Source organism: Microcella alkalica (genome assembly GCF_014595885.1).
Taxonomy (GTDB): Bacteria; Actinomycetota; Actinomycetes; order Actinomycetales; family Microbacteriaceae; genus Microcella; species Microcella alkaliphila_B.
In genome coordinates, this window is record NZ_JABUKC010000001.1 from 426533 (window position 1) to 447740 (window position 21208).

General features: G+C 72.9%; 20 protein-coding genes and 1 tRNA gene. 11 read left to right on the forward strand and 10 right to left on the reverse strand.

Annotation, left to right across the window (positions count from 1 at the left end):
* The first annotated feature begins 3 nt into the window (after positions 1–3).
* From ID804_RS02120 to ID804_RS02140, 5 genes are all read left to right on the forward strand, one after another.
* Entirely contained in the window at positions 4–663 is a 660-nt protein-coding gene (locus ID804_RS02120) for a GNAT family N-acetyltransferase (protein WP_169077298.1), read from the forward strand.
* Positions 664–731: 68 nt separating this feature from the next.
* Complete coding sequence (locus ID804_RS02125) at positions 732–1736, forward strand: hypothetical protein (protein WP_169077299.1); 1005 nt, start codon at positions 732–734, stop codon at positions 1734–1736.
* A 93-nt stretch (positions 1737–1829) separates the two neighbouring features.
* A tRNA-Ala gene (locus tag ID804_RS02130) sits at positions 1830–1902 on the forward strand.
* 132 nt (positions 1903–2034) lie between these two features.
* Positions 2035–3006, forward strand: coding sequence for an alpha/beta fold hydrolase (locus ID804_RS02135; RefSeq protein WP_169077300.1), 972 nt, complete (start codon positions 2035–2037; stop codon positions 3004–3006).
* A 47-nt stretch (positions 3007–3053) separates the two neighbouring features.
* On the forward strand, positions 3054–3278 hold the full coding sequence (locus ID804_RS02140) for an SCO4848 family membrane protein (protein WP_169077301.1): 225 nt from the start codon (positions 3054–3056) through the stop codon (positions 3276–3278).
* Between the two features lie 13 nt (positions 3279–3291).
* Here the strand turns inward: ID804_RS02140 and ID804_RS02145 are convergent, their stop codons facing one another.
* Genes ID804_RS02145 through ID804_RS02155 form a run of 3 tightly spaced genes read right to left on the reverse strand, consistent with a single transcriptional unit; the run spans position 3292 to position 6041 of the window.
* Positions 3292–3960 carry a methionine ABC transporter permease gene (locus ID804_RS02145; protein ID WP_169077302.1) on the reverse strand — a complete coding sequence of 223 codons (669 nt, stop codon included), beginning with the start codon at positions 3958–3960 and terminating at the stop codon, positions 3292–3294.
* A complete protein-coding gene (locus tag ID804_RS02150; RefSeq protein WP_169077303.1) occupies positions 3953–5023 on the reverse strand; it encodes a methionine ABC transporter ATP-binding protein in 1071 nt (356 codons plus the stop codon). The genes ID804_RS02145 and ID804_RS02150 overlap by 8 nt, the downstream gene beginning before the upstream one ends.
* 7 nt (positions 5024–5030) lie before the next feature.
* Positions 5031–6041, reverse strand: coding sequence for a MetQ/NlpA family ABC transporter substrate-binding protein (locus tag ID804_RS02155; RefSeq protein ID WP_169077304.1), 1011 nt, complete (start codon positions 6039–6041; stop codon positions 5031–5033).
* A gap of 154 nt (positions 6042–6195) precedes the next feature.
* On the opposite strand from ID804_RS02155, the gene ID804_RS02160 reads away from it, so the two are divergent.
* Together ID804_RS02160 and ID804_RS02165 are read left to right on the forward strand one after the other, a co-directional pair.
* On the forward strand, positions 6196–7614 hold the full coding sequence (locus ID804_RS02160; protein ID WP_169077305.1) for an LLM class flavin-dependent oxidoreductase: 1419 nt from the start codon (positions 6196–6198) through the stop codon (positions 7612–7614).
* Entirely contained in the window at positions 7611–8879 is a 1269-nt protein-coding gene (locus ID804_RS02165; RefSeq protein ID WP_169077306.1) for an acyl-CoA dehydrogenase family protein, read from the forward strand. The genes ID804_RS02160 and ID804_RS02165 overlap by 4 nt, the downstream gene beginning before the upstream one ends.
* 21 nt (positions 8880–8900) lie before the next feature.
* Here the strand turns inward: ID804_RS02165 and ID804_RS02170 are convergent, their stop codons facing one another.
* On the reverse strand, positions 8901–9455 hold the full coding sequence (locus tag ID804_RS02170; RefSeq protein WP_169077307.1) for a dihydrofolate reductase family protein: 555 nt from the start codon (positions 9453–9455) through the stop codon (positions 8901–8903).
* Positions 9456–9507: 52 nt separating this feature from the next.
* On the opposite strand from ID804_RS02170, the gene ID804_RS02175 reads away from it, so the two are divergent.
* Positions 9508–11865, forward strand: coding sequence for an ATP-binding cassette domain-containing protein (locus tag ID804_RS02175; protein ID WP_169077308.1), 2358 nt, complete (start codon positions 9508–9510; stop codon positions 11863–11865).
* A gap of 34 nt (positions 11866–11899) precedes the next feature.
* On the opposite strand, the gene araA is transcribed toward ID804_RS02175, so the two are convergent.
* From araA to ID804_RS02195, 4 genes are all read right to left on the reverse strand, one after another.
* A complete protein-coding gene (gene araA / locus ID804_RS02180; protein WP_169077309.1) occupies positions 11900–13420 on the reverse strand; it encodes an L-arabinose isomerase in 1521 nt (506 codons plus the stop codon).
* Between the two features lie 14 nt (positions 13421–13434).
* Positions 13435–15063, reverse strand: a complete 1629-nt coding sequence (locus ID804_RS02185) for a xylulokinase (RefSeq protein WP_169077310.1) — start codon at positions 15061–15063, stop codon at positions 13435–13437.
* 73 nt (positions 15064–15136) lie between these two features.
* The gene (locus ID804_RS02190; protein WP_223158886.1) at positions 15137–16138 is read right to left on the reverse strand and encodes a LacI family DNA-binding transcriptional regulator; all 1002 of its coding nucleotides are present in this window, start codon (positions 16136–16138) and stop codon (positions 15137–15139) included.
* 67 nt (positions 16139–16205) lie between these two features.
* Positions 16206–16361 carry a hypothetical protein gene (locus tag ID804_RS02195; RefSeq protein ID WP_169077311.1) on the reverse strand — a complete coding sequence of 52 codons (156 nt, stop codon included), beginning with the start codon at positions 16359–16361 and terminating at the stop codon, positions 16206–16208.
* 196 nt (positions 16362–16557) lie between these two features.
* Here ID804_RS02195 and ID804_RS02200 point away from each other — a divergent pair, with 196 nt between their 5' ends.
* Genes ID804_RS02200 through ID804_RS02210 form a run of 3 tightly spaced genes read left to right on the forward strand, consistent with a single transcriptional unit; the run spans position 16558 to position 19432 of the window.
* Positions 16558–17733 (forward strand): Re/Si-specific NAD(P)(+) transhydrogenase subunit alpha, encoded by a 1176-nt coding sequence (locus ID804_RS02200; protein WP_169077312.1) that lies wholly within the window; start codon positions 16558–16560, stop codon positions 17731–17733.
* Positions 17733–18062, forward strand: a complete 330-nt coding sequence (locus ID804_RS02205; protein WP_169077313.1) for an NAD(P) transhydrogenase subunit alpha part 2 — start codon at positions 17733–17735, stop codon at positions 18060–18062. Before ID804_RS02200 ends, ID804_RS02205 begins: the two co-directional genes overlap by 1 nt.
* Positions 18059–19432 (forward strand): NAD(P)(+) transhydrogenase (Re/Si-specific) subunit beta, encoded by a 1374-nt coding sequence (locus ID804_RS02210; RefSeq protein WP_169077314.1) that lies wholly within the window; start codon positions 18059–18061, stop codon positions 19430–19432. Before ID804_RS02205 ends, ID804_RS02210 begins: the two co-directional genes overlap by 4 nt.
* A 32-nt stretch (positions 19433–19464) precedes the next feature.
* On the opposite strand, the gene ID804_RS02215 is transcribed toward ID804_RS02210, so the two are convergent.
* Together ID804_RS02215 and ID804_RS12400 are read right to left on the reverse strand one after the other, a co-directional pair.
* Positions 19465–20256, reverse strand: coding sequence for a helix-turn-helix transcriptional regulator (locus ID804_RS02215; RefSeq protein WP_169077315.1), 792 nt, complete (start codon positions 20254–20256; stop codon positions 19465–19467).
* 29 nt (positions 20257–20285) lie between these two features.
* A complete protein-coding gene (locus ID804_RS12400) occupies positions 20286–21149 on the reverse strand; it encodes a helix-turn-helix transcriptional regulator (RefSeq protein ID WP_169077316.1) in 864 nt (287 codons plus the stop codon).
* Positions 21150–21208: the final 59 nt, after the last annotated feature.

The following is a 21208-nucleotide window of genomic DNA, read 5'->3' on the forward strand; positions in this document are numbered from 1 at the left end:
GGCGTGGCCGCCATCCCGACTCTGCGCGACGGCGCGACGACGCTGCGGCCGATCCGGGTGCGCGACGCGCGCGCGCTCGAGCGTGAGCTGCTCGCGAACCGTGCGTGGCTGCGGCCGTGGGAGGCGACGAGCCCCGTCGCCCCGGTGTCGTGGGACACGCGCGGCAGCATCCGCGGGCTGCTCGCCTCGGCTCGCGCCGGGTCGGGGCTGCCGTTCGTCATCGAGACCGACGGCGAGCTCGCCGGGCAGCTCAACGTCTCCGGCATGACCTACGGCTCGCTCGCGAGCGCGACGATCGGCTACTGGGTCGGCGAGCGCTTCGCCGGTCGCGGCTTGACGCCGACGGCGGTCGCGCTCGCGACCGACCACGTGTTCTTCACGCTCGGCCTGCACCGCATGGAGATCTGCATCCGCCCCGAGAACGCGCCCTCGCTCCGCGTGGTCGAGAAGCTCGGCTTCCGCTACGAGGGGCTGCGGCGCCGGTACATCCACATCAACGGCGACTGGCGCGACCACTTCTGCTTCGCGCTCACCGTCGAGGAGGTGCCGGAGGGCGTGCTGCAGCGCTGGCGGGCCGGGCGGGCGCCGATGACGGCCGCGAGCATTCCCGAGGTCGACCGCATCGCCGCACGCCGCGGCATCGCCCTGCCGCCCGCGCGCTGAGCGCGAGCCGAGGGGAATCGCCGCGCGCCTGCACGCTCGGCGCACCACGCGCTCGTACCGTTACCGCCATGGAGTTCACGGGCGGAGGAACAGCGATTCTCGTCGCGCTCGCCGCGGGGCTCTGGCTCGTCTACCTCGTGCCCATGTGGCGGCGCCGCAGCGAGTACCTCTCGACCGAGCGCAACGCCCTGCGGCTGCAGCAGACGCTGCGCATCATGGCCCAGACCGCCGAGCTGCCCGAGGCGGTGCGCGCCGAGATGACGGCGCGCGAGATCGCCAACCAGGAGCGCACGCTCGCCGCCCGCCAGCGCGAAGAGCAGGCGATCGCCCGCGCCCGCGAGGCCGCCGCGCAGCGCGCCGTGCGCGAGAAGCTGCAGCAGACCGCGCCCGGCCTCGCCGCCGAGGTCGAGGCCGCGCAGCGCGGTCAGGCGCGCGTGCGCCGCTCGCGTCTCATCACGACGCTCCTCACCCTCGCCGCGCTCGTCGGCGTCGCCGTCTCCGCCGTCGCCGCGGCCTGGGCCTGGACGGCGCTCGCCGCCTTCATCGCCGTGAGCGGCATCGTGCTGCTCGTCGGCCTCGCGCGGGCGAGCCGCCGCCGCTCGGGCATCGCGACGCGCACGCTGCGCGCGCCGCGTTTCGTCGACTTCGCCGAGGGCGGCGCGAGCGGTGAGCGCGACGCGCGCGCCGACGCCGCCGACCGCGCCTGGACACCCGTGCCCCTGCCGAAGCCCCGGTACCTGGGGGCGCCGGTGCTCGGCTCCGTCGGCACGGGTGCCGGCACGATCGACCACGCCGCGCAGCTCGCCGCCGCCGCGGCCGAGGCGGAGCGATCGCAGCGCGCCGCGATGGCGGCCGCCGCGCGCGCGGAGGTGGCGACCGCCGCATCCGCCGCCCCCGCCGCGTCAGCGGCCCACGAACCTGCCGCTCCGGTCGCCGCTGATGCTGCTGACGCGACCGGGCGCAGTCCTTCCGAGCCCGTCAGCCGCTTCGCGCGGATGGGCCTGCTCGACGGTCTGCCGACCGCCGCGCCCGACCTCGACGAGGTGCTGGAGCGCCGACGCGCGGCCGGCTGATCGCGGCCTCGCCGACGAGGCGACGGATGCTCGCCGCGGGCCGCCCCGTGTGCGAGCACCCCCGGCGACGGTGATAGGGTTGTCGTCGTTCACGGGCCTGTGGCGCAGTTGGTAGCGCGCTTCGTTCGCAATGAAGAGGTCAGGGGTTCGAATCCCCTCAGGTCCACCGGAATGAGGAACCCCGGCTCGATCGAGCCGGGGTTCCGTCGTTCGTGGGGGCGTGACGGGGCGCAGATGTGCGCGGGTCTCCCCGCCGCCGGGCCGGCGGGGTGAACATGGTCGGGAGGGGAGGGCACCCATGGGCTCTCGATCGACCGCACGCCGGGCATCCGGTGTCGCGCTGGGCGCCGCCGCGCTGCTGGGCGGGCTCGCGGCGGGCTGGCTCGCCGCGCACCGCTCCTCGACCGCCGTGCGCACCTGGAGCCCGGGCGCGGGTTCGGCGCTGCCGCCGGCGCCGCTCGCCTCGCGCGTGCACGGCGACGGCGAGACCGTGGTCGTGCTGCTCTCGGGGCTCGCCGCGAGCGGACTGCTCTGGGGCTCGCAGTTCGACGCGCTCGGCCGGTCCGCGACGGTTGTGGCGCTGGATCCGCTCGGCTTCGGCGCATCGAAGGGCGCCCCCTGGGGCGACGGCAGCGTCGAGGACGCGCACATCGCGTCGATCGACGGCACCCTCGCCGCGCTGGGCCTCAGCGGCCGGCCGACCATCGCCGTCGGCCACTCCTTCGGCGCGCAGCTCGCACTGCGATGGGCGGCGAGGTCCACGAGCGTGCGCGGAGTCGTCGCGCTCAGCGCGCCGCTGTTCGCCCATCGACGCGAGGCGGACGAGCGCATCGACCAGATGGGGTGGATGGAGTCGCTGCTCGCGAGCGGGACCCTCGCCGAGCGGCTCTGCCGATGGATGTGCGCGCACCCCCGCTCGGCGGCCCGCGCGGCCGTGGCGCTCAGCCCTCGGCTGCCCGTGCCCATCGCCGCCGCCAGCATCCAGCACAGCTGGAGCACCTACCTGGCGAACCTCGACGGCATCGTGCGCGACGCCGGCTGGCAGCCCGCCCTCGCCGAGCTGCACCGGCGCGGGGTGCCCGTCGAGTTCCTCTACGGCCGGCGCGACGCCGTGCGCGTGCCTGGTCGTCTCGAGGCGATCGCCCGGCGCTCGCCCGAGGTGCGGCTGCACCTCGTGCCGGGCGGGCACCAGCTGCCGCTCGTCGACGCGCCCGCGTGCGTCGCCGCGATCGAGCGCATGATCGCCGAGACCGCCGACCGACCCGGCTGAGGCGAGCGCGCGGAGGGTGCGGCCGGCGGCCCGGTAGCGTCGAAGACATGGATGCTCCCGCCGTCGTCGCCGTCACCGTGCTGCTGCTCGGCGCCCTGTTCAACGTCCTCGCGTGGCCGCGGTTCTACCCGCGCGTCGCCGCCGATCCGCGCGCGACGGACGAGGCCGGGCGCCGCACCGCGTTCTATCGGGTGCACGTCGTGCTCATCGCCCTCGCGCTCGTCATCGCGGTGCTGTCGGTCGGCGCGGCGGTGCTGCTGCTCGTCGGCTGACGGCAGCCTCCGCTCAGCGCTGGTGCTGCACGGCTCGGGCGACGCGGTTGCCGGCCACCTGCGCGAGCTGCACGAGCACGATGAGCGTGACGATGACCGCGATCATCACGAACCAGTCGAAGCGCTGGTACCCGTAGGTGAGCGCGAGGCTGCCGAGCCCTCCGGCACCGACGAGTCCGGCAACCGCGGTCGCGTCGACCAGGGCGACGAAGATGTAGGTCAGCCCGAGCGTGAGCGGCCCGAGCGACTCGGGGATCACGATCGTGAACAGCACGCGCGCCGGCGAGGCGCCCATCGCCGCGCCCGCTTCGACGGTGCCGGGGTCGACCGCGACGAGGTTCGACTCGGCGATGCGGGCGATCGCGACCGAGGCCACGAGCGCCAGCGCGGGCACCGCGGCGGTGGTGCCGATGCTCGTGCCGAGCAGGGCGCGCGTGACCGGGATCAGCGCGATGATGATGATGATGAACGGGATGGGTCGGATCACGTTGATCAGCGCGTTGAGCGCTCCGAACACGAGCCGGTTCTCGAGTAGGTTGCCGGGCCGCGTCGCGTAGAGCAGGATGCCCAGCAGCACGCCGACGACGCCCGCGATCACGAACGACAGCGTGATCATCTGCAGGGTCTGCAGCAGCGCCTCGCCGAGCTTCGGCAGCAGCGCTTCGAGGTCGATGTCACGCATGGATGAGCTCCTCCGCGGCCGACGTCGCCTGCTCGGCCGACGGGGGCAGCTCGATGATCGCGGCGCTCGTCGCGATGCCGGCGATCGCGCGATCGACGTCGAGATCGTTCCCCAGCAGCTCGACCGTCAGCGTGCCGAAGAGCCGTGACTGCAGCTCGCTGACTCCGCCGTACACGACGTTGTAGTCGACGTCGTGCTGTCGGGCGATCCGAGAGAGGAACGGGTCGTTCGACTCGCGGTTCTCGACGTGGATCTGCACGATCCTGCCCCGGTGCACGCGCCGGATGCGGTCGAGCGCCTCGGCGTCGGGCAGGTGGTGCAGCACCGAGGAGACGAATCGGCGCGTCGTCGGATGGCTCGGGCGCGAGAACACGTCGTAGACCGCGCCGTGCTCGACGACGGTGCCCTGCTGCATGACGGCGACTCGGTCGGCGAGCTCGCGCACGACCTCCATCTCGTGCGTGACGAGCGCGATCGTGACCCCGTACTCGCGGTTCACCCGGCGCAGCAGCTCGAGCACCTCGCTCGTCGTCTGCGGATCGAGCGCGCTCGTGGCCTCGTCGCTCAAGAGCACATCGGGCCGGTTGGCGAGCGCTCGGGCGATGCCCACGCGCTGCTGCTGGCCTCCCGAGAGGCGAGACGGATGCTCGAGCGCCCGCTCGCTGAGCCCGACGAATCGCAGCAGCTCGTCGACGCGATCGACGATTTCGTCCTTCGACGCACCGGCGACCCGCAGCGGGTACGCGACGTTCTGGAAGACGGTGCGCGACTGCAGCAGATTGAAGCGCTGGAAAATCATGCCGATGCGCTGCCGCTGACGGTGCAGGGCGCGCCCGCCCAGCGCCGAGACCTCCACGCCGTCGACGACGACGCGACCGGCGGTGGGGCGCTCGAGCGCGTTGATGGTGCGCAGCAGCGTCGACTTGCCGGCACCGGAGTAGCCGACGATGCCGAAGATCTCGCCCCGGTCGATGCTGAGACTGACGTCGTCGAGGGCGGTGACGCGCTGGCCGCCCGCGGTGAACGACTTCGAGACGTGCTCGATGGTGATCGCGGTCGTCATGGCCGGGCTACTGCAGCTCTCGGGCGAGATCCTCGAGCTCGGCGAGGCGCTCGCGCAGAGCATCCACCGAGACGTCGACGAGCACGCTGTTGCCGAAGGAGTCCGCCTCGAGACCGGCCGCGACGCGCTCGTCCTGGTAGACCTCCTGCAGGATCTCGAAGGCCGGATCGTCGACGTTCTCTGCACGCGTCGCGACCACGTTGACGTAGGGCAGCGACGAATCGGCGAGCGAGTCGTCGAGGAAGAGCGCGTCCTCCTTCGTGACGCCCTGCGAGGGGTCGAAGTATGAGGTGCCGACGACGACCGCGGCGACGCTCGGGTCGTCGAACTGCTGCGGGATGGTGATCGCCTGCACGGGCACGAACTCGAGGCCGAGCTCGTTGCCGGTCACGTCGTCGACGGTCGGGTACGAGCCGGCGTCGTCGGAGAGCTCGATGAGACCCGCGTTCTGGAGGATGAACAGCGCGCGGCCGCCGTTCGCGGCATCGTCGGGGATGACCACGCGGTCGCCCTGCTCGAGCTCGTCGAGGTCGTCGATCGAGCTCGAGAAGACGCCCCACTGCGTGATGACCGTCGAGAACACGGGCGTGAGGTCGGCGTCGTTCGCGACGTTGAACGCGCTGAGGAAGGCGATGTGCTGGAAGGCGTTGGCGTCGACCTCGCCGGCGACGAGCGACGAGTTGGGCAGCACCCAGTCGTTCTCGAAGTTGACCCACTCGACGTCGAGGCCCTTCTCGGCGGCGACGAGCTCGACCGCGTCCTGCAGCTCACTCTCGCCGCTGCCGGCGATCGTGATGCTGAGCCGCTCGCCGCTCGCCGCATCGTCGGCCGCGGTCTCGGCGGTGGCGGCGCCCCCGGTGAGCAGCGAGGCTCCGAGCACGGCGGCGCCGACGAGCGCGCCGGCGCCGACGACGGCGCCTGCGCCGAGGAGGAGACGCTTGCGGCGGCGCCGGCGCTGCTCCTCGAGCGCTGCGCGGAGGTCGCTGGTCGGCTCGGCGGGGGGAGTGGGGGTGGTCATGGTGGCTCCTGCGGTCGGTGGTGGGCTCGGCGCTCCCGAGCTCGGCGTGGCCCATCGTGGGCGGCCGACGCGACCGAGCGCGAGAACATGGCGCCGTGTGACGCGAGGTTTCGTAACATTTGTCGGGCCGCCGGCGCTCGTGTGATCTGGGGGCATGAGCGAGCGCATCGGCCTGAACCTGTTCGAGATGAACACCGTCGGCCACATCTCCCACGGCCTCTGGGTGCACCCCGAGAACACCCGGCACCGCTACGCCGACCTCGAGTTCTGGGTCGAGCAGGCGAGGCTGCTGGAGGAGGGGCTCTTCGACGCGGTCTTCCTCGCCGACGTCATCGGTGCGTACGACGGCTACCGCGGCGGGCCCGAGACCGCCATCCGCGAGGCGGTGCAGATCCCGAGCAACGACCCGCTGCTCGTGATCCCGGCGATGGCGTCGGTCACTCGTCACCTCGCCTTCGCCGCGACCTTCTCCACGACCTACGAGCCGCCGTTCGCGTTCGCGCGCCGGGCATCCACCCTCGATCATCTGACGAAGGGCCGCTTCGGCTGGAACGTCGTCACCTCGTACCTGCCGAACGCGGCCCGCAACTTCGGCCTCGACGACGAGATCGCCCACGACGATCGCTACGGCATCGCGGAGGAGTACCTGCAGGTGCTCTACAAGCTGTGGGAGGGCTCGTGGGACGACGACGCCGTCGTCATCGACCGCGGGCGCCGCATCTACACCGACCCGACCAAGGTGCGGGCGATCGATCACGTCGGCGAGCACTTCCGCGTCGCCGGCCCGCACCTGGCCGAGCCGTCGGCGCAGCGCACGCCGGTGATCTTCCAGGCCGGGTCGAGCGACCGCGGCCGCGAGTTCGCCGCGCAGCACGCCGAGGGCGTGTTCGTGGGCGGACGCTCGCTCGAGGTGTACCGCGAGAACGTCGCCGACATCCGGCGCCGGGCGGTCGCGCACGGCCGGCGAGCCGATGACGTCAAGACCTACGCGAGCGCCGTCGTCATCGTCGGCCGCGACACCGCTGACGCTCAGGCGAAGGCCGAGGAGTTCCGGCGGCTGTCGAGCGCCGAGGGCTACCTCGCGCACGCGGGCGGCGGGGGCATCGACCTCGCCGCGCACCCGCGCGAGGCGGTCATCGACGACATCCTCGCCGCCGAGTCGCGCGCGGGTCGCGACGCCGGGCAGTCCGGGCGCCGCTTCCATGCCCCGGGCACGACGGTGGGCGAGGCGCTCGACGCCGTGACGGCCTTCGACCGCAATCCCTTCTTCGTCGCGGGCTCTGCCGTGCAGGTCGCCGACGCGCTCGAGCGCTGGGTCGATGAGACCGGCCTCGACGGCTTCAATCTGCGTCAGTTCCTCACGCCCGGCACCGCGGAGGACTTCATCGAGCACGTGATCCCCGTGCTGCAGCGTCGCGGCCGCTACCGCACGAGCTACGAGGAGTCGACGTTCCGCGAGCGGCTGTTCGGCTCGGGCGCTCGTCGCGTCAACGACCGCCACCCCGCCGCTCGGTACCGGGGCGGGGCGAACCTGCAGGGTGTCGAGCGCGAGCGCGTCGAGGTGGCGTCGTGACCGATGTGCTGGTGGCGGATGCCCGGCGAGACGACGAGCTGAGCGATGAGCCGACGGCCGCCGAGCTCGACGCGCGCATCGAGCGCACGTTCGCGCCGGTGCTCGCCGAGATCGCCGCCGGGGCTGTCGAGCGCGAGCGCCGCCGCATCCTTCCGCTGGACGAGGTGCGGGCGCTGCGCGACGCCGGCTTCGGCGCGCTGCGGGTGCCCCGCCGCTTCGGCGGCTGGGGTGCGAGCCTGCAGCAGCTCTTCCGGCTGCTCATCGCGCTCGGTGAGGCCGACGCGAATCTGCCGCAGCTGCTGCGCGGCCACATCGCGTTCGTCGAGACCCAGCTGGCGCTGCCGCCGAGTGCGCTGCGCACCGAGTGGCTGAGCCGCATCGCCGACGGCGAGGTGCTGTTCGGCAACGCGCAGGCGGAGCGCGGCGAGTCGTCGACGCCGACGACCGAGATCGTCGAGGTCGAGGGCCGCCTGCTCCTGCGGGGCAGGAAGTTCTACAGCACCGGCACCCTCTACGCGGACTGGATCTGGACCGGCGGGCGGCACGGCGATCACCACGTCGCCGTCGCGGTGCCCGCCGACGCGCCCGGCGTGACGCGCGTCGACGACTGGGCGGGCTTCGGCCAGCGGCTCACCGGCAGCGGCACGACCGTCTTCGACGACGTCGAGGTCGATCCGCGGCAGGTGCTCGCCTGGACCGACAACGACGAGCACCGCTCGCTCGCGTACGTCACCGGGCTGTATCAGCTCATCCTGCTCGCGGCGCTCGCGGGCACCGCTCGGGCGATCGTGCGCGACGCCGTCGCGTTCGTGCGGCCCCGCACGCGCACCTTCGGGGTGCCCGGCCTCTCGTCGCCGCGGCACGACCCGCTCGTGCAGCAGGTCGTCGGTCGGCTCGGCGCCCAGGCCTTCGCCGCCGAAGCCGCGGTGCTCGAGGCGGTGCGCCGACTCGAGGCGGCCGACCTGGGTCGCCGTCACGACGCGAGCGACGAGCCGCGGTACTACGACGCTCTCGCCCGCGTGTTCGAGGCGCAGCAGGTCGTCATCGACCTCGTGCTCGACGCGGCTGGGCGCCTCTTCGAGGTGGGCGGGGCATCCGCCGTCGATGCCGACCGCGCGCTCGACCGGCACTGGCGCAATGCCCGCACGCTGGCCTCGCACAATCCGGCGATCCTGCGCGCGCAGCTGCTGGGCGACTACCGACTCAACGGCGTGCTGCCGAAGAGCCCGCTGCACCGCGTGCGCGACGAGGCGGCCGAGCGGTAGGCGGCGGATGCGCGGCGAGCGTCACGCGCGCTCGTACGTAACCTGCACCATGCCGTTGTCGAAGCGGCGCTCGCGCGTCAGCCGCAGGTCGAGCCGCACGTCGTCGGGCAGCGCGCGCGTGCTGCCGCCGACGATGGCGGGGCAGACGAGCAGCTGCACGACGTCGACGAGCCCGAGTCGGAATGCGGTCGCCGCGAGCGTCGGCCCCTCGATCGTGACGTCGCCCGCCGCCTCGGCGAGCGAGCGTTCGATCGACGCCCGCGTGAGCTCGCGCTCGAGGCGCGTGCGGGTGGTGACGACGCCGTCGAGCGTGCGCGAGAACACGACCTTCTCGGCGCGCTGCCACATCGCCGCGAAGCGCTCCATCTCGGGGGTGTCGGCCCACTCGGGCTCGGTCTCCCAGCCCGACATCGTCTCGTACATGCGCCGGCCGTAGAGGTAGGTGCTGACGGCCTCCATGTCGTCGTTGATCGCGGCGACGACCTGCTCGCTCGGGAAGGCCCAGTCGAAGCCTCCGCTCGCGTCGGAGTTGTACCCATCGAGCGAGCAGGCGACCGAGTAGACGAGGCGCGACATGGCGGCCACGCTACGCCCCTCCAACGTCGGTGGGCAGGGCTAGCATCGCGGCATGACCGCAGCGCAGCATCCGGCCGACAGCCACGATCTGATCCGGGTGCAGGGGGCGCGCGAGAACAATCTGCGGGATGTCTCGGTCGACATCCCGAAGCGGCGCCTGACGGTCTTCACCGGCGTCAGCGGCTCGGGCAAGTCGAGTCTCGTGTTCGCCACGATCGCGGCCGAGTCGCAGCGCATGATCAACGAGACCTACAGCGCCTTCGTGCAGAACTTCATGCCGAGCCTCGCCCGACCCGACGTCGACGTGCTGGAGGGGCTGACGACGGCGATCATCGTCGACCAGGAGCGCATGGGCGCGAACTCGCGCTCGACCGTCGGCACCGCGACCGACGCCAACGCGATGCTGCGCGTGCTGTTCAGCCGCCTCGGCGACCCGTACATCGGGCCGCCGAACGCGTTCTCGTTCAACGTGCCGACGACGCGCGTGAGCGGCGAGCGCGAGAGCGCGACGGGCGAGCGCACCGTCATCGAGAACGAGGTGTACCTCGGCGGCATGTGCCCGCGATGCGAGGGCATGGGCAGCGTCACCGACATCGACATCAGCCAGCTCGTCGACGAGAGCCGCTCGCTCGCCGACGGCGCGATCACCGTGCCCGGCTACACGGCCGACGGGTGGATGGTGCGCATGTTCACCGAGTCCGGGTTCCTCGACCCGGGCATCCCGGTGCGCGAGTTCAGCCCCGAGATGCGGCAGGCGTTCCTCTACCAGGAGCCGACGAAGGTCAGGATCGCCGGCATCAACATGACGTACGAGGGGCTCGTGCCGCGCATCCAGAAGTCGATGCTCAGCAAAGACGTCGACGCGATGCAGCCGCACATCCGCGCCTTCGTCGAGCGGGCGGTGACGTTCACGGCGTGCCCCGAGTGCGAGGGCACGCGCCTGAGCGCCGCCGCGCGATCGTCGCGCATCGCGGGTGTCAGCATCGCCGAGGCGTGCGCGATGCAGATCAGCGACCTCGCCACCTGGGTCGCCGCGATCGACGAGCCGGGCGTCGGCCCGCTCGTCGCGAACCTGCGCCGCACGCTCGACTCGTTCACCGAGATCGGGCTCGGCTACCTCAGCCTCGACCGACCCGCCGGCACGCTGTCGGGCGGCGAGGCGCAGCGCACGAAGATGATCCGACACCTCGGGTCGTCGCTCACCGACGTCACCTACGTCTTCGACGAGCCGACCGTCGGGTTGCACCCGCACGACATCCAGCGCATGAACGAGCTGCTGCTGCGCCTGCGCGACAAGGGCAACACGGTGCTCGTCGTCGAGCACAAGCCGGAGGCGATCGCGATCGCCGACCACGTCGTCGACCTCGGCCCCGGCGCGGGCACGGCGGGCGGCGAGATCGTCTTCGAGGGGTCGGTCGACGAACTGCGGCGCAGCGGCACGCTCACCGGCCGGCACCTCGACGACCGCGCGGCACTCAAGCCGAGCGTGCGCACGCAGACGGGGGCGATCGAGGTGCGCGGAGCATCCGCCCACAACCTGCAGAGCGTCGACGTCGACGTGCCGCTCGGCGTGCTTGTCGTCGTCACGGGCGTCGCGGGCTCGGGCAAGAGCTCGCTCATCCACGGTGAGGTCGCAGGGCGCGAGGGCGTCGTCGCGGTCGACCAGGGCGCGATCCGCGGCTCGCGCCGCAGCAACCCGGCGACGTACACGGGCATGCTCGAGCCCATTCGCAAGGCCTTCGCGAAGGCCAACGGCGTGAAGCCCGCGCTCTTCAGCGCGAACTCCGAGGGGGCCTGCCCGACGTGCAAGGGCGCCGGCGTCATCGACACCGATCTGGGGATGCTCGCCTCGGTGTCGTCGCCGTGCGAAGACTGCGGAGGCCGGCGCTTCCAGTCGAGCGTGCTCGAGTACCGCCTCGGCGGGGCGAGCATCACCGACGTGCTGGCGATGCCCGTGAGCGAGGCCGTGACGTTCTTCGCGAGCGGCGACGCGCGCGTGCCGGCGGCGCTCGCCGTGCTCGAGCGCCTCGCCGACGTCGGACTCGGCTACCTCACGCTCGGCCAGCCGCTCTCGACGCTCTCCGGGGGCGAGCGTCAGCGGCTCAAGCTCGCGATGGCGATGGCCGAGCCCGGCCGCGTGCTCGTGCTCGACGAGCCGACCACCGGTCTGCACCTGGCCGACGTCGAGCAGCTGCTCGGCATGCTCGACCGCCTCGTCGACGGCGGCACCTCGGTCATCGTCATCGAGCACCACCAGGCCGTCATGGCGCACGCCGACTGGATCATCGACCTCGGGCCGGGCGCGGGCCACGACGGCGGCCGCGTCGTGTTCGAGGGCACGCCGGCCGAGCTCGTCGCGGCGCGCTCGACGCTCACGGGGCAGCACCTCGCCGAGTACGTCGGCGCCTGAGGCGCGGCCGCGCGGGCGGCCAGCCGCCGCGCCGCTACAGCCCCTGCGCGAGCCGGTGGTACGCCGCGTTCCAGCGCACCTCGTTCTCGAAGCCGGCGATCGTCGTCGACTCGTCGATGACGAGCAGCTCGATGCCGACCATCTTCGCGAAGTCGCGCACGACGTCGACGCCGATCTGGGTCGTCATGACCGTGTGGTGGGCGGCGCCCGCGGTGAGCCACGCGGTGGCCGAGGTGCGGAAGTCGGGGCGCGGCTTCCAGACCGCGTGCCCGACCGGCAGGTTCGGCATCTCGGCCGGCAGCTCCACGGTGTCGACGACGTTGGCGACGAGCCGGAAGCGGTCGCGCAGGTCGCTCAGCGCGACGACGAGCGCCGGGCCGGGGTCGGCCGTGAACACGAGCCGCACGGGGTCGTCCTTGCCGCCGATGCCGAGCGGCGCGATCGTGAGCCGCGCGCGCTGCGACGACAGCGAGGGCGAGACCTCGAGCATGTGCGCGCCGAGGATGAGCTCGGCGCCGGGCTCGAGGTGGTACGTGTAGTCCTCCATGAGCGAGGCGCCGCCGGGTAGGCCCGCGCCCATGACGGCGGCGGCGCGCACGAGCACGGCCGTCTTCCAGTCGCCCTCGGCGCCGAAGCCGTAGCCGTCGGCCATGAGGCGCTGCACGGCGAGGCCGGGCAGCTGGCGCAGCCCGCCGAGGTCTTCGAACGAGTCGGTGAAGGCCGTGAAACCGCCCTCCTCGAGGAAGCCCCGCAGGCCCGCCTCGATGCGGGCGCCCTCGCGCAGCGAGTCGTGCCGGGCGCCGCCGGGGCGCAGCTCTGCGTCGACGAGGTAGGTCTCGAGGTACTCGGCGACGAGCGCGTCGACGGCGGCGTCGTCGACGGCGTCGACGGCCGCGACGAGCTCGTTGACGCCCCACGTGTTGACCTGCACGCCGAGCGTGAGCTCGGCCTCGGTCTTGTCGCCCTCGGTGACGGCGACGTAGCGCATGTTGTCGCCGAAGCGCGCGAGGCGCATGCCGCGCAGGGCGGTGCGGCCGGCGGCGGCGCGCGACCAGACGCCGACGCGCTCGATCACGGCGGGGTCGCTCACGTGCCCGACCACGGTCGTCCGCGGCACCCCCAGGCGCGTCTCGATGTACCCGAACTCGCGGTCGCCGTGCGCGGCCTGGTTGAGGTTCATGAAGTCGAAGTCGATCTCGCCCCACGGCAGCGCGAGGTTGGCCTGCGTGTGCAGGTGCAGCAGCGGCTTCTGCAGCGCGTCGAGCCCGCCGATCCACATCTTCGCCGGGCTGAAGGTGTGCATCCACGCGATGACGCCGATGACGCGGTCGTCGGCGTTCGCCGCGAGCATGGTGCGGCGGATGGCGTCGCTGTCCGTCAGCACGGGCTTCCACTCGACGGTGACGGGGATGCCCGCGGCCGACTGCAGTCCGCGCGCGACCTCCTGCGACTGCTCGGCGACCTGGCGCAGGGTCTCCTCGCCGTACAGCCCCTGGCTGCCGGTGAGGAACCAGACGGTGTACTCGGCGAGGTCGGGCACGACGGAGCGGCTCATGGCGGTTCTTTCTCTCAGAGGGCGGTGATGGCGGCGCGCTCGACGGCGAGGCCGGCGCGGTAGCGGTCGAGGTAGGCGGCGAAGCCGGCGACGTCGTCGGCGACGGGATGCTCGGGGCGAGCATCCGCGCCGGTGAAGACGCGCTCGGTCAGGAAGTCGGCGATCGTCGCGCCCGCACCGGTCGCGGTGTGCGCGGCGAGCACGGCCATGCCCCACGCGCCGCCCTCGGAGGCGCTGTCGGCCACCTCGACGGGGGCGTCGAGCGCGGCGGCGAGGAAGCGCTGGGCGACGCCCGCGGTGCGGAACATGCCGCCGTGCGCGGCCATGCGGTCGACGGCGACGCCTTCGTCGGCGAGCGTGCGCATGCCGAGCGCGAGGGTCGCGAAGACGCCGTAGAGCTGGGCGCGCATCGTGTTGGCGAGCGTGAGGCTCGAGTCGGGGGTGCGCACGAACAGCGGCCGGCCCTCGTCGAGCTCGGCGATCGGCTCGCCGGCGACGTGGTTGTAGGCGAGCAGTCCGCCGGCGTCGGGTGCGCCCGCGAGCGCCTCGCGGAAGAGCGTCTCGTAGACGGCGTCGGTGTCGAGCGGCGTGCCGGCGGCCTCGGCGAAGCGTGCGAACATACCCGCCCAGGCGGCGAGCTCGCTCGCGCCGTTGTTGCAGTGCACCATCGCGACGGGGGCGCCGGCCGGCGTGGTGACGACGTCGATCTCGGGGTGCGCGCGCTCGAGGGGGCGCTCGAGCACGACCATGGCGAAGATGCTCGTGCCGGCGCTGACGTTGCCGGTGCGCGGCGCGACGGCGTTCGTGGCGACCATGCCGGTGCCGGCGTCGCCCTCGGGCGGGCAGAGCGCGGCGCCCGGCTGCAGGGCTCCGGTCGGGTCGAGCAGGGAGGCGCCCTCGGCGGTGAGCGTGCCGGCCTCCGCACCGGCGGGCAGCACGTCGGGCAGCAGCCCCCGCACGCCGCGGCCGAGCGGCGCGTCGGCGGGGTCGACGCCGTGCTGCTCGCGCAGCAGGCGGTCGTAGCGGGCGAGGAAGTCGGCGTCGTAGTCCGTGCCGGCGGAGTCGATCGGGAACATGCCCGAGGCGTCGCCGACGCCGAGCACGAAGCGCCCGGTGAGCCGCTCGTGCACGTAGCCGGCGAGCGTGGTGATGCGCGCGATGCTCGGCACGTGCGGCTCGCGGTCGAGCACGGCCTGGTGCAGGTGCGCGATCGACCAGCGCAGCGGGATCGTGAAGCCGAACAGGCCCGTGAGCTCGGCCGCGGCGCGCCCGGTGCTGGTGTTGCGCCAGGTGCGGAACGGCACGAGCAGCTCGCCCTCAGCGTCGAACGCGAGGTAGCCGTGCATCATCGCCGAGACCCCGAGCGCCCGGTACGCCGTCGGCGCGACGCCGTGGCGCGCGTGCGCATCGGCGACGAGGGCGGCGTGCGCCGCCTGCAGGCCCGACCAGACGGCGTCGAGGTCGTACGTCCACACCCCGTCGACGAGCTGGTTCGCCCACTCGTGCGCACCCGTCGCAAGCACGGTCGTGGGGGAGTCGGGGTCGACGAGGCAGGCCTTGATGCGCGTCGAGCCGAGCTCGATGCCGAGCACGGCTCCGCCGCTCGCGAGCAGCTCGGCGGGGGTGGTCGCGCCAGCGGTCATGGGAGCCTCCTCGGTCATGTGAACGTTAACATCTTCGCGCCTCGGCCGCATCCCCCCTGCTGCATCGCGGTCGTCAGACCGCCCGAACGGATGCTCGGCGCACGAGCACGGGAGCCACCGGCTCGATCGCCGCCGACGCCGACCGCCCGCCGTCGAGCACGCCGACGAGGTGCGCGACCGCGCGTCGCCCGACCTCCGCGAACTCCTGTCGCACGGTCGTCAAGGGCGGCAGGCTGTGCGCCGCCTCGGGGATGTCGTCGAAGCCGACGACGCTCACGTCGTCGGGCACGCGGCGACCCGACTCGACGAGCGCGTGCAGCAGCCCGAGGGCCATCTGGTCGTTGCCGCAGATCACCGCCGTCGTGTCGGGGGCGATCGCGGCGCCCGCGCGGTAGCCCGACTCGACCGTCCAGTCGCCGGGCACCGCCTCGCCCGGCTCGATCCCCGCGGCTCGCAGCTCGGCGTCGACCGCCTCGCGCCGGATGGCCGCCTCGAGGAAGCCGACCGGCCCCGTGATCTGCTGGATGCGCCGGTGCCCGCGCTCGAGCAGGTGCCGAGCCGCCAGCGCGGCCCCCGCCCGCTGGTCGACCGAGGCGGCAACGCCGGGCCCGTCGCCGGACTGCAGCGTCACGACGGGCAGCGCGATGCCGGCGCGGTCGAGCGCGTCGAGCATCGGCTGGTAGGGCGCGATCACGACGAGGGCTTCGATCGCCTGGTCGAGCAGGAACTCCAGACTCGTGCGCATCGCCTCGGCGTCGGGCGGCGTGCTCGTGATGAGCGGCTGGTAGCCGGCGTCGCGCGTCGCGCGCTCGATCGCGTGCAGACTGCTCGTCGGCCCGAAGTCGGGCGTCGCGAGGGCGAGCACGCCGATTGCGCGCGTGCGGCTCGTGACGAGCGTGCGGGCGGCGAGGTTGCGCCGGTAGCCGAGGTGCGCGATGGCCTCGAGCACGCGATCGCGGGTCTCCGGCCGCACCGTCTCGTGCCCGTTGAGCACGCGCGAGACGGTCTGGTGCGAGACCCCGGCGCGCGCCGCGACGTCGTGCATCGTCGGAGCGCGGCGAGCGGCGGTGGCCATGCGCGTCACGCTACCGCTCGGCGGTCTCCGTGCCGAGCGGTGCGGCGGATGCCCTGCCGGGGTCGCGCTACAGCGCCGGGTTGGCCGCGCGCGTGTTCGCGCCGACGCGTGCCTCCTCGGCGGCCGCGGTCGCGCGGCGCCGTGCCGTGCGGCGCTGGAGGCCGGTGACGAGCGAGCGGGCGACCCAGGCGAGCAGTGCTGCTCCGATGGCTTTCTTGATCATGCGGGCATCCTGCGCCCTGCGCGGCGGCGCGCCCAGGGGCTTGCACCTCGCGCCCTCACGGGTGTTGAGGCGCGTTCGCGTTGCCCTGGCGTTAAGAATCTCCGTTCCTTCGCTTTGTTCAGCCAAGATGAACGCTCGTTCTGCACGATCTCGCCACTACAGTCGCCTCACGTCCACCACACACCGAGGGAGCCGCATGCACATCGCCGTGCGCCGCGAACCGATCGAGGGGGAGCAGCGGGTCGCCGCGACCCCCGCCTCGACGGCGCAGTATCTGAAGAACGGTCTGACCGTCACCATCGAACGCGGGGCCGGCGTCGCCGCCGGCTACCCCGACGCCGACTACGAGGCCGCGGGCGCCACGCTCATCGACGCGCTCGACCTCGCGAGCGTCGAGGTGCTCGCCCACGTGCGCCCGCTCGACGCCGCGACGATCGCCGCGCTGCCGAGCGGTGCGATCACCGTCGGCTTCGCCTCGCCCGCCTCCGAGCTCGAGGGCGTCGCGGCCCTGGCCGCGAAGGGCGTCACGGCGTTCTCGCTCGAGCTGATCCCGCGCATCTCGCGCGCCCAGTCGATGGACGCGCTGACCTCGCAGTCGCTCGTCGCCGGCTACCGCTGCGTGCTCGAGGCCGGCATGCGGTTCCCGCGCTTCTTCCCGCTCTACATGACGGCCGCCGGCACCATTCCGCCCGCGCGCGTGCTCGTGCTCGGTGCGGGCGTCGCCGGCCTGCAGGCCATCGCGACGGCCAAGCGCCTCGGCGCGAAGGTCTCCGCGTACGACGTGCGCTCGGCCTCCGCCGACGAGGTGCGCTCGATGGGCGGCACCTTCATCCACCTCGACCTCGACGCCGCGGCCGACGCCGCCGGCGGCTACGCGAAAGAGCTCGCCGCCGACCGCGCCGACCGCCAGCGCGAGCTGCTCGCCCCGCACGTCGCCGACGCCGACGTCATCATCACGACCGCCGCGATCCCCGGCCGGCCCGCGCCGCGCCTCATCACGGCGTCGATGCTGCAGGGCATGAAGCCCGGCTCGGTCATCGTCGACCTCGCCGCCGAGACCGGCGGCAACGTCGAGGGCGCCGTCGCGGGCCAGGATGTCCGCGTCGAGGTGCCCGGTGGTGCGATCACCATCGTCGGCATGAAGGATGCCCCCTCGACGATGCCCTTCGACGCGAGCCGTCTGCTCGCGCAGAACATCGCCAACCTCATCGGCCTCATGACCGTCGAGGGTGCCGTCGCGCCCGACCTCGACGACGAGGTCGTCGCCGGCGCCTGCCTCACCCACGAGGGTCAGGTGCGCCACGAGCCCACCGCCGCCGCGATCGCGGCCGCGACCACCGCATCCACGACCGACCAGACGGGAGCTCGCTGATGGACGCCATCACCCTGCTGACCTTCTTCGTGCTCTCGGTCTTCGTCGGCTTCGAAGTCGTCTCGAAGGTCTCCAGCACCCTGCACACGCCCCTCATGTCGGGCGCCAACGCCATCCACGGCATCATCCTCATCGGCGCGATCATCGTCGCCGGGCAGGCGGAGGACGTCGGGCTGCTCGTCGTCGCCCTCATCGCCGTGCTGCTGGCCACCGTCAACCTCGTCGGCGGCTTTGTCGTCACCGACCGCATGCTCGAGATGTTCGGCGGGCGCAAGCCGGCCGCGGCGTCGGCGAGCACCGCTGCGACGGGCGAGGAGGGCCCGCGATGAGCATCCTCTCGATCGAGGCCACGGCGCTGCTGTACCTGCTCGCCGCCGTCTGCTTCATCCTCGCCCTCAAGGGCCTCAGCTCGCCGAAGACCGCGCGCCGCGGCAACCTCATCGGCGCGTTCGGCGCGCTCGTCGCCGTCGTGACGGTCTTCCTGTCGACCGAGCTGGACAACATCGCGCTCATCATCATCACGATCGCGATCGGCTCGGCGATCGCGGCGCCCGTCTCGCGCCGCGTCGCGATGACGCAGATGCCGCAGCTCGTCGCGCTCTTCAACGGTGTCGGCGGCGGCGCCGCGGCGCTCGTGGCGATGCTCGAGCTCACGCACGTCGACGACCTCGGCTCGGTCATCGCGGTCGCGTTCACGGTGCTCGTCGGCGCGGTGTCGTTCTCCGGCTCGGTCATCACGTTCGCGAAGCTGCAGGAGCTCATGCCGACGCGGCCGATCGTGTTCCCGGGCGGGCCGGTCGTCATGGCCGTCGTCGCCGTCGCGTCGCTCGCCTCGGCCGTCTGGCTCGTCGTGACCGGGGCGCCCCTCGCCGCCTACGTGCTGCTCGGCCTCGGCATCGTGCTCGGCGTGCTGTTTGTGCTGCCGGTCGGCGGCGCCGACGTGCCGATCGTCATCTCGCTGCTCAACGCCTTCACGGGACTCACGGTGGCGGCCTCGGGTCTCGTGCTCGGCAACACGCTGCTGCTCGTCGCCGGCACGCTCGTCGGCGCCTCGGGCACGATCCTCACGCGCGCCATGGCCTCCGCGATGGGGCGCAGCGTGGCGGGCATCCTGTTCGGCGCGTTCAAGGGCGGCTCGACGGCCGGCTCGACGGCGGCGAGCGACCGCCCGGTGCGCTCCTCGAGCGCGGAGGACGTCGCCATTCTGCTCGGCTACGCCCAGCGCGTGGTCGTCGTGCCCGGCTACGGCCTCGCCGTCGCCCAGGCGCAGCACACGATGGCCGAGCTCGCCTCCACCCTCGAGGCGAAGGGCATCGAGGTCGTCTTCGGCATCCACCCCGTCGCCGGCCGCATGCCCGGGCACATGAACGTGCTGCTGGCCGAGGCGAACGTGCCCTACGAGGCGCTGCAGGAGATGGACGAGGTCAACCCGCAGTTCAAGACCGCCGATGTCGCCCTCGTGGTCGGCGCGAACGACGTCGTGAACCCCGCGGCGAAGACCACGCCCGGGTCGCCGATCTACGGGATGCCCATCCTCGACGTCGCCTCGGCGCGCCAGGTGGTCTTCCTCAAGCGGTCGATGCGCCCCGGCTTCGCCGGCATCGAGAACGACCTGCTGTTCGAGCCGCAGACGACCCTGCTGTTCGGCGACGCGAAGGAGTCGCTCACGAAGGTGCTCGGGGCGGTCAAGGCGCTCTAGCCGACCGCGCCCTCTCGACGACGCGCGGGGCCTCAGGTGGTAGAGGCCTCGCGCGTTCCTTTGTCTGCGGCGGTCGGCGCGTCAAGCGGAGCCAGCAGACCCGCGCGCTCGGCGACCTCCACCGCCTCGGTGCGCGACTCCACGCCGAGGGCGTCGAAGACCCGCATGAGGTCGTGGCCGATGGTCGAGGTGCCGAACTGCAGCGCCCGGGCGATCTGCGCGTTGGTGCGGCCGCGGCGCACCTGCTCCAGGATCTCCCGCTGCCGTGCGGTGAGCTCGCCCGGTCCTTGGCCTCCGGCGACCTTCGGGGCGGATGCTCCCGCCGAGGCCGATCTGGCCTCCGCGTCGAGCAGCGCGAGCGTGAGCATCCCGCCCACGGCCTCCCAGAACGCCGACCGCTCGGCGAGCTTCGAGGGCTGCTCCATGCCGAGGGAGATCGCGCCGAGGGTGCGGTCGCCGCTGCGCAGCGGCAGGTACAGGGCGTGCGTGCCGCGCGGCTCGTACTCGGCGAGGGCCGGGTAGCGCTGCGTCATCTCGCGGTAGGTGCCGGCGAGCGGGCGGCCGGTGCGGGCGACATCGGAGAGCGGCAGCGCGTCGTCGAGGGGGAAGCGCGGCCCGCGCCGCAGCGTGCCGGCGGGGAACCCGTGCATCGTGCGGATCTCGAGCAGGCCGTGCTCGTCGATCGTGCCGAGCGCGGAGGCCTTCGCCTCGAAGGGCCGCAGGGCGCCCCGCACGAGCCCCTGCACGAGCGCCGAGAGCTCGGGTCGGCGGGCGCACTGCCGCGCGAGCTCGCCGAGGCAGCGCAGCAGGTCGGCGTCGTTCACGATGTCAACGGTACGAATTTTCCCGCGCGTCAGGAAGTCGGGTCGGGCTCGTGCGCCGCGAGGATGCCCGCGCGCATCGCCGCCTCGACGGCGTCTCGGCGCGACTCGACACCGAGCACGTCGAAGATGCGCATGATGTCGTGACCGATCGTCGAGGTGCCGAAGTTCATGGTGCGGGCGATCTGACCGTTGGTGAGGCCCCGCTGCATGTGGGCGAGGATCTCGCGCTGCCGCGCGGTGAGGGGGCCCGCTCGCCGGCCGCGCTCGCGCGCCGTCGCGAGCTCGTCGATCGCGAGCGACGCGGAGACGAGATCGCAGACGGCGCCCCAGAAGACGCGGTGGCGCTCGTGGTCGGGGCGGGCATCCATCTCGATCGCCAAGCCGCCGATCGTCGCCCCCCGGAGCTGCAGGGGCAGGAAGATCATGAAGCGCCCCTGCAGGCCGATCGGTGCGAGCCCCGGGTAGCGCTCGACGAGCGCCGGCACCTCGTCTTCGATGACCGTGCCGCGGCGCACCGACTCGGGCAGGGGGAAGGGGTCGCCGAGGGCGTAGCGCGGGCCGTCGCGAAGGGCGCCGACGGGGAAGCCGTACATCGTGCGCATGTCGAGGTAGCCCTGCGCGTCGAGCATGCCGACGCCGGCCGCCCGCGCCCCGAAGGGGCGCAGCGCCTGCAGCACGAGCGAGCTGGCGAACGAGGCGCGGTCGGGGCGGTTGGCGCAGATGCGCGCGAGCTCGGCGAGCGAGCCCAGCAGGTCGGCGTCGGCGAGCGGCGAGCGGCGCGCGGTGTGAGTGGTCGTGCTGATGGGGTGGTCCTGACTTCTCGGGCGCGCCCTCCGGCGGCCAAACGACCCCCATCCGACCACACCGAGAATCCGGCCGAAAGGGATTGACACGGCTTCGCCTGTCCGATAGGCGAAAGCCACTCGCGATCTCCTCCCCAGGTCGACGCGTC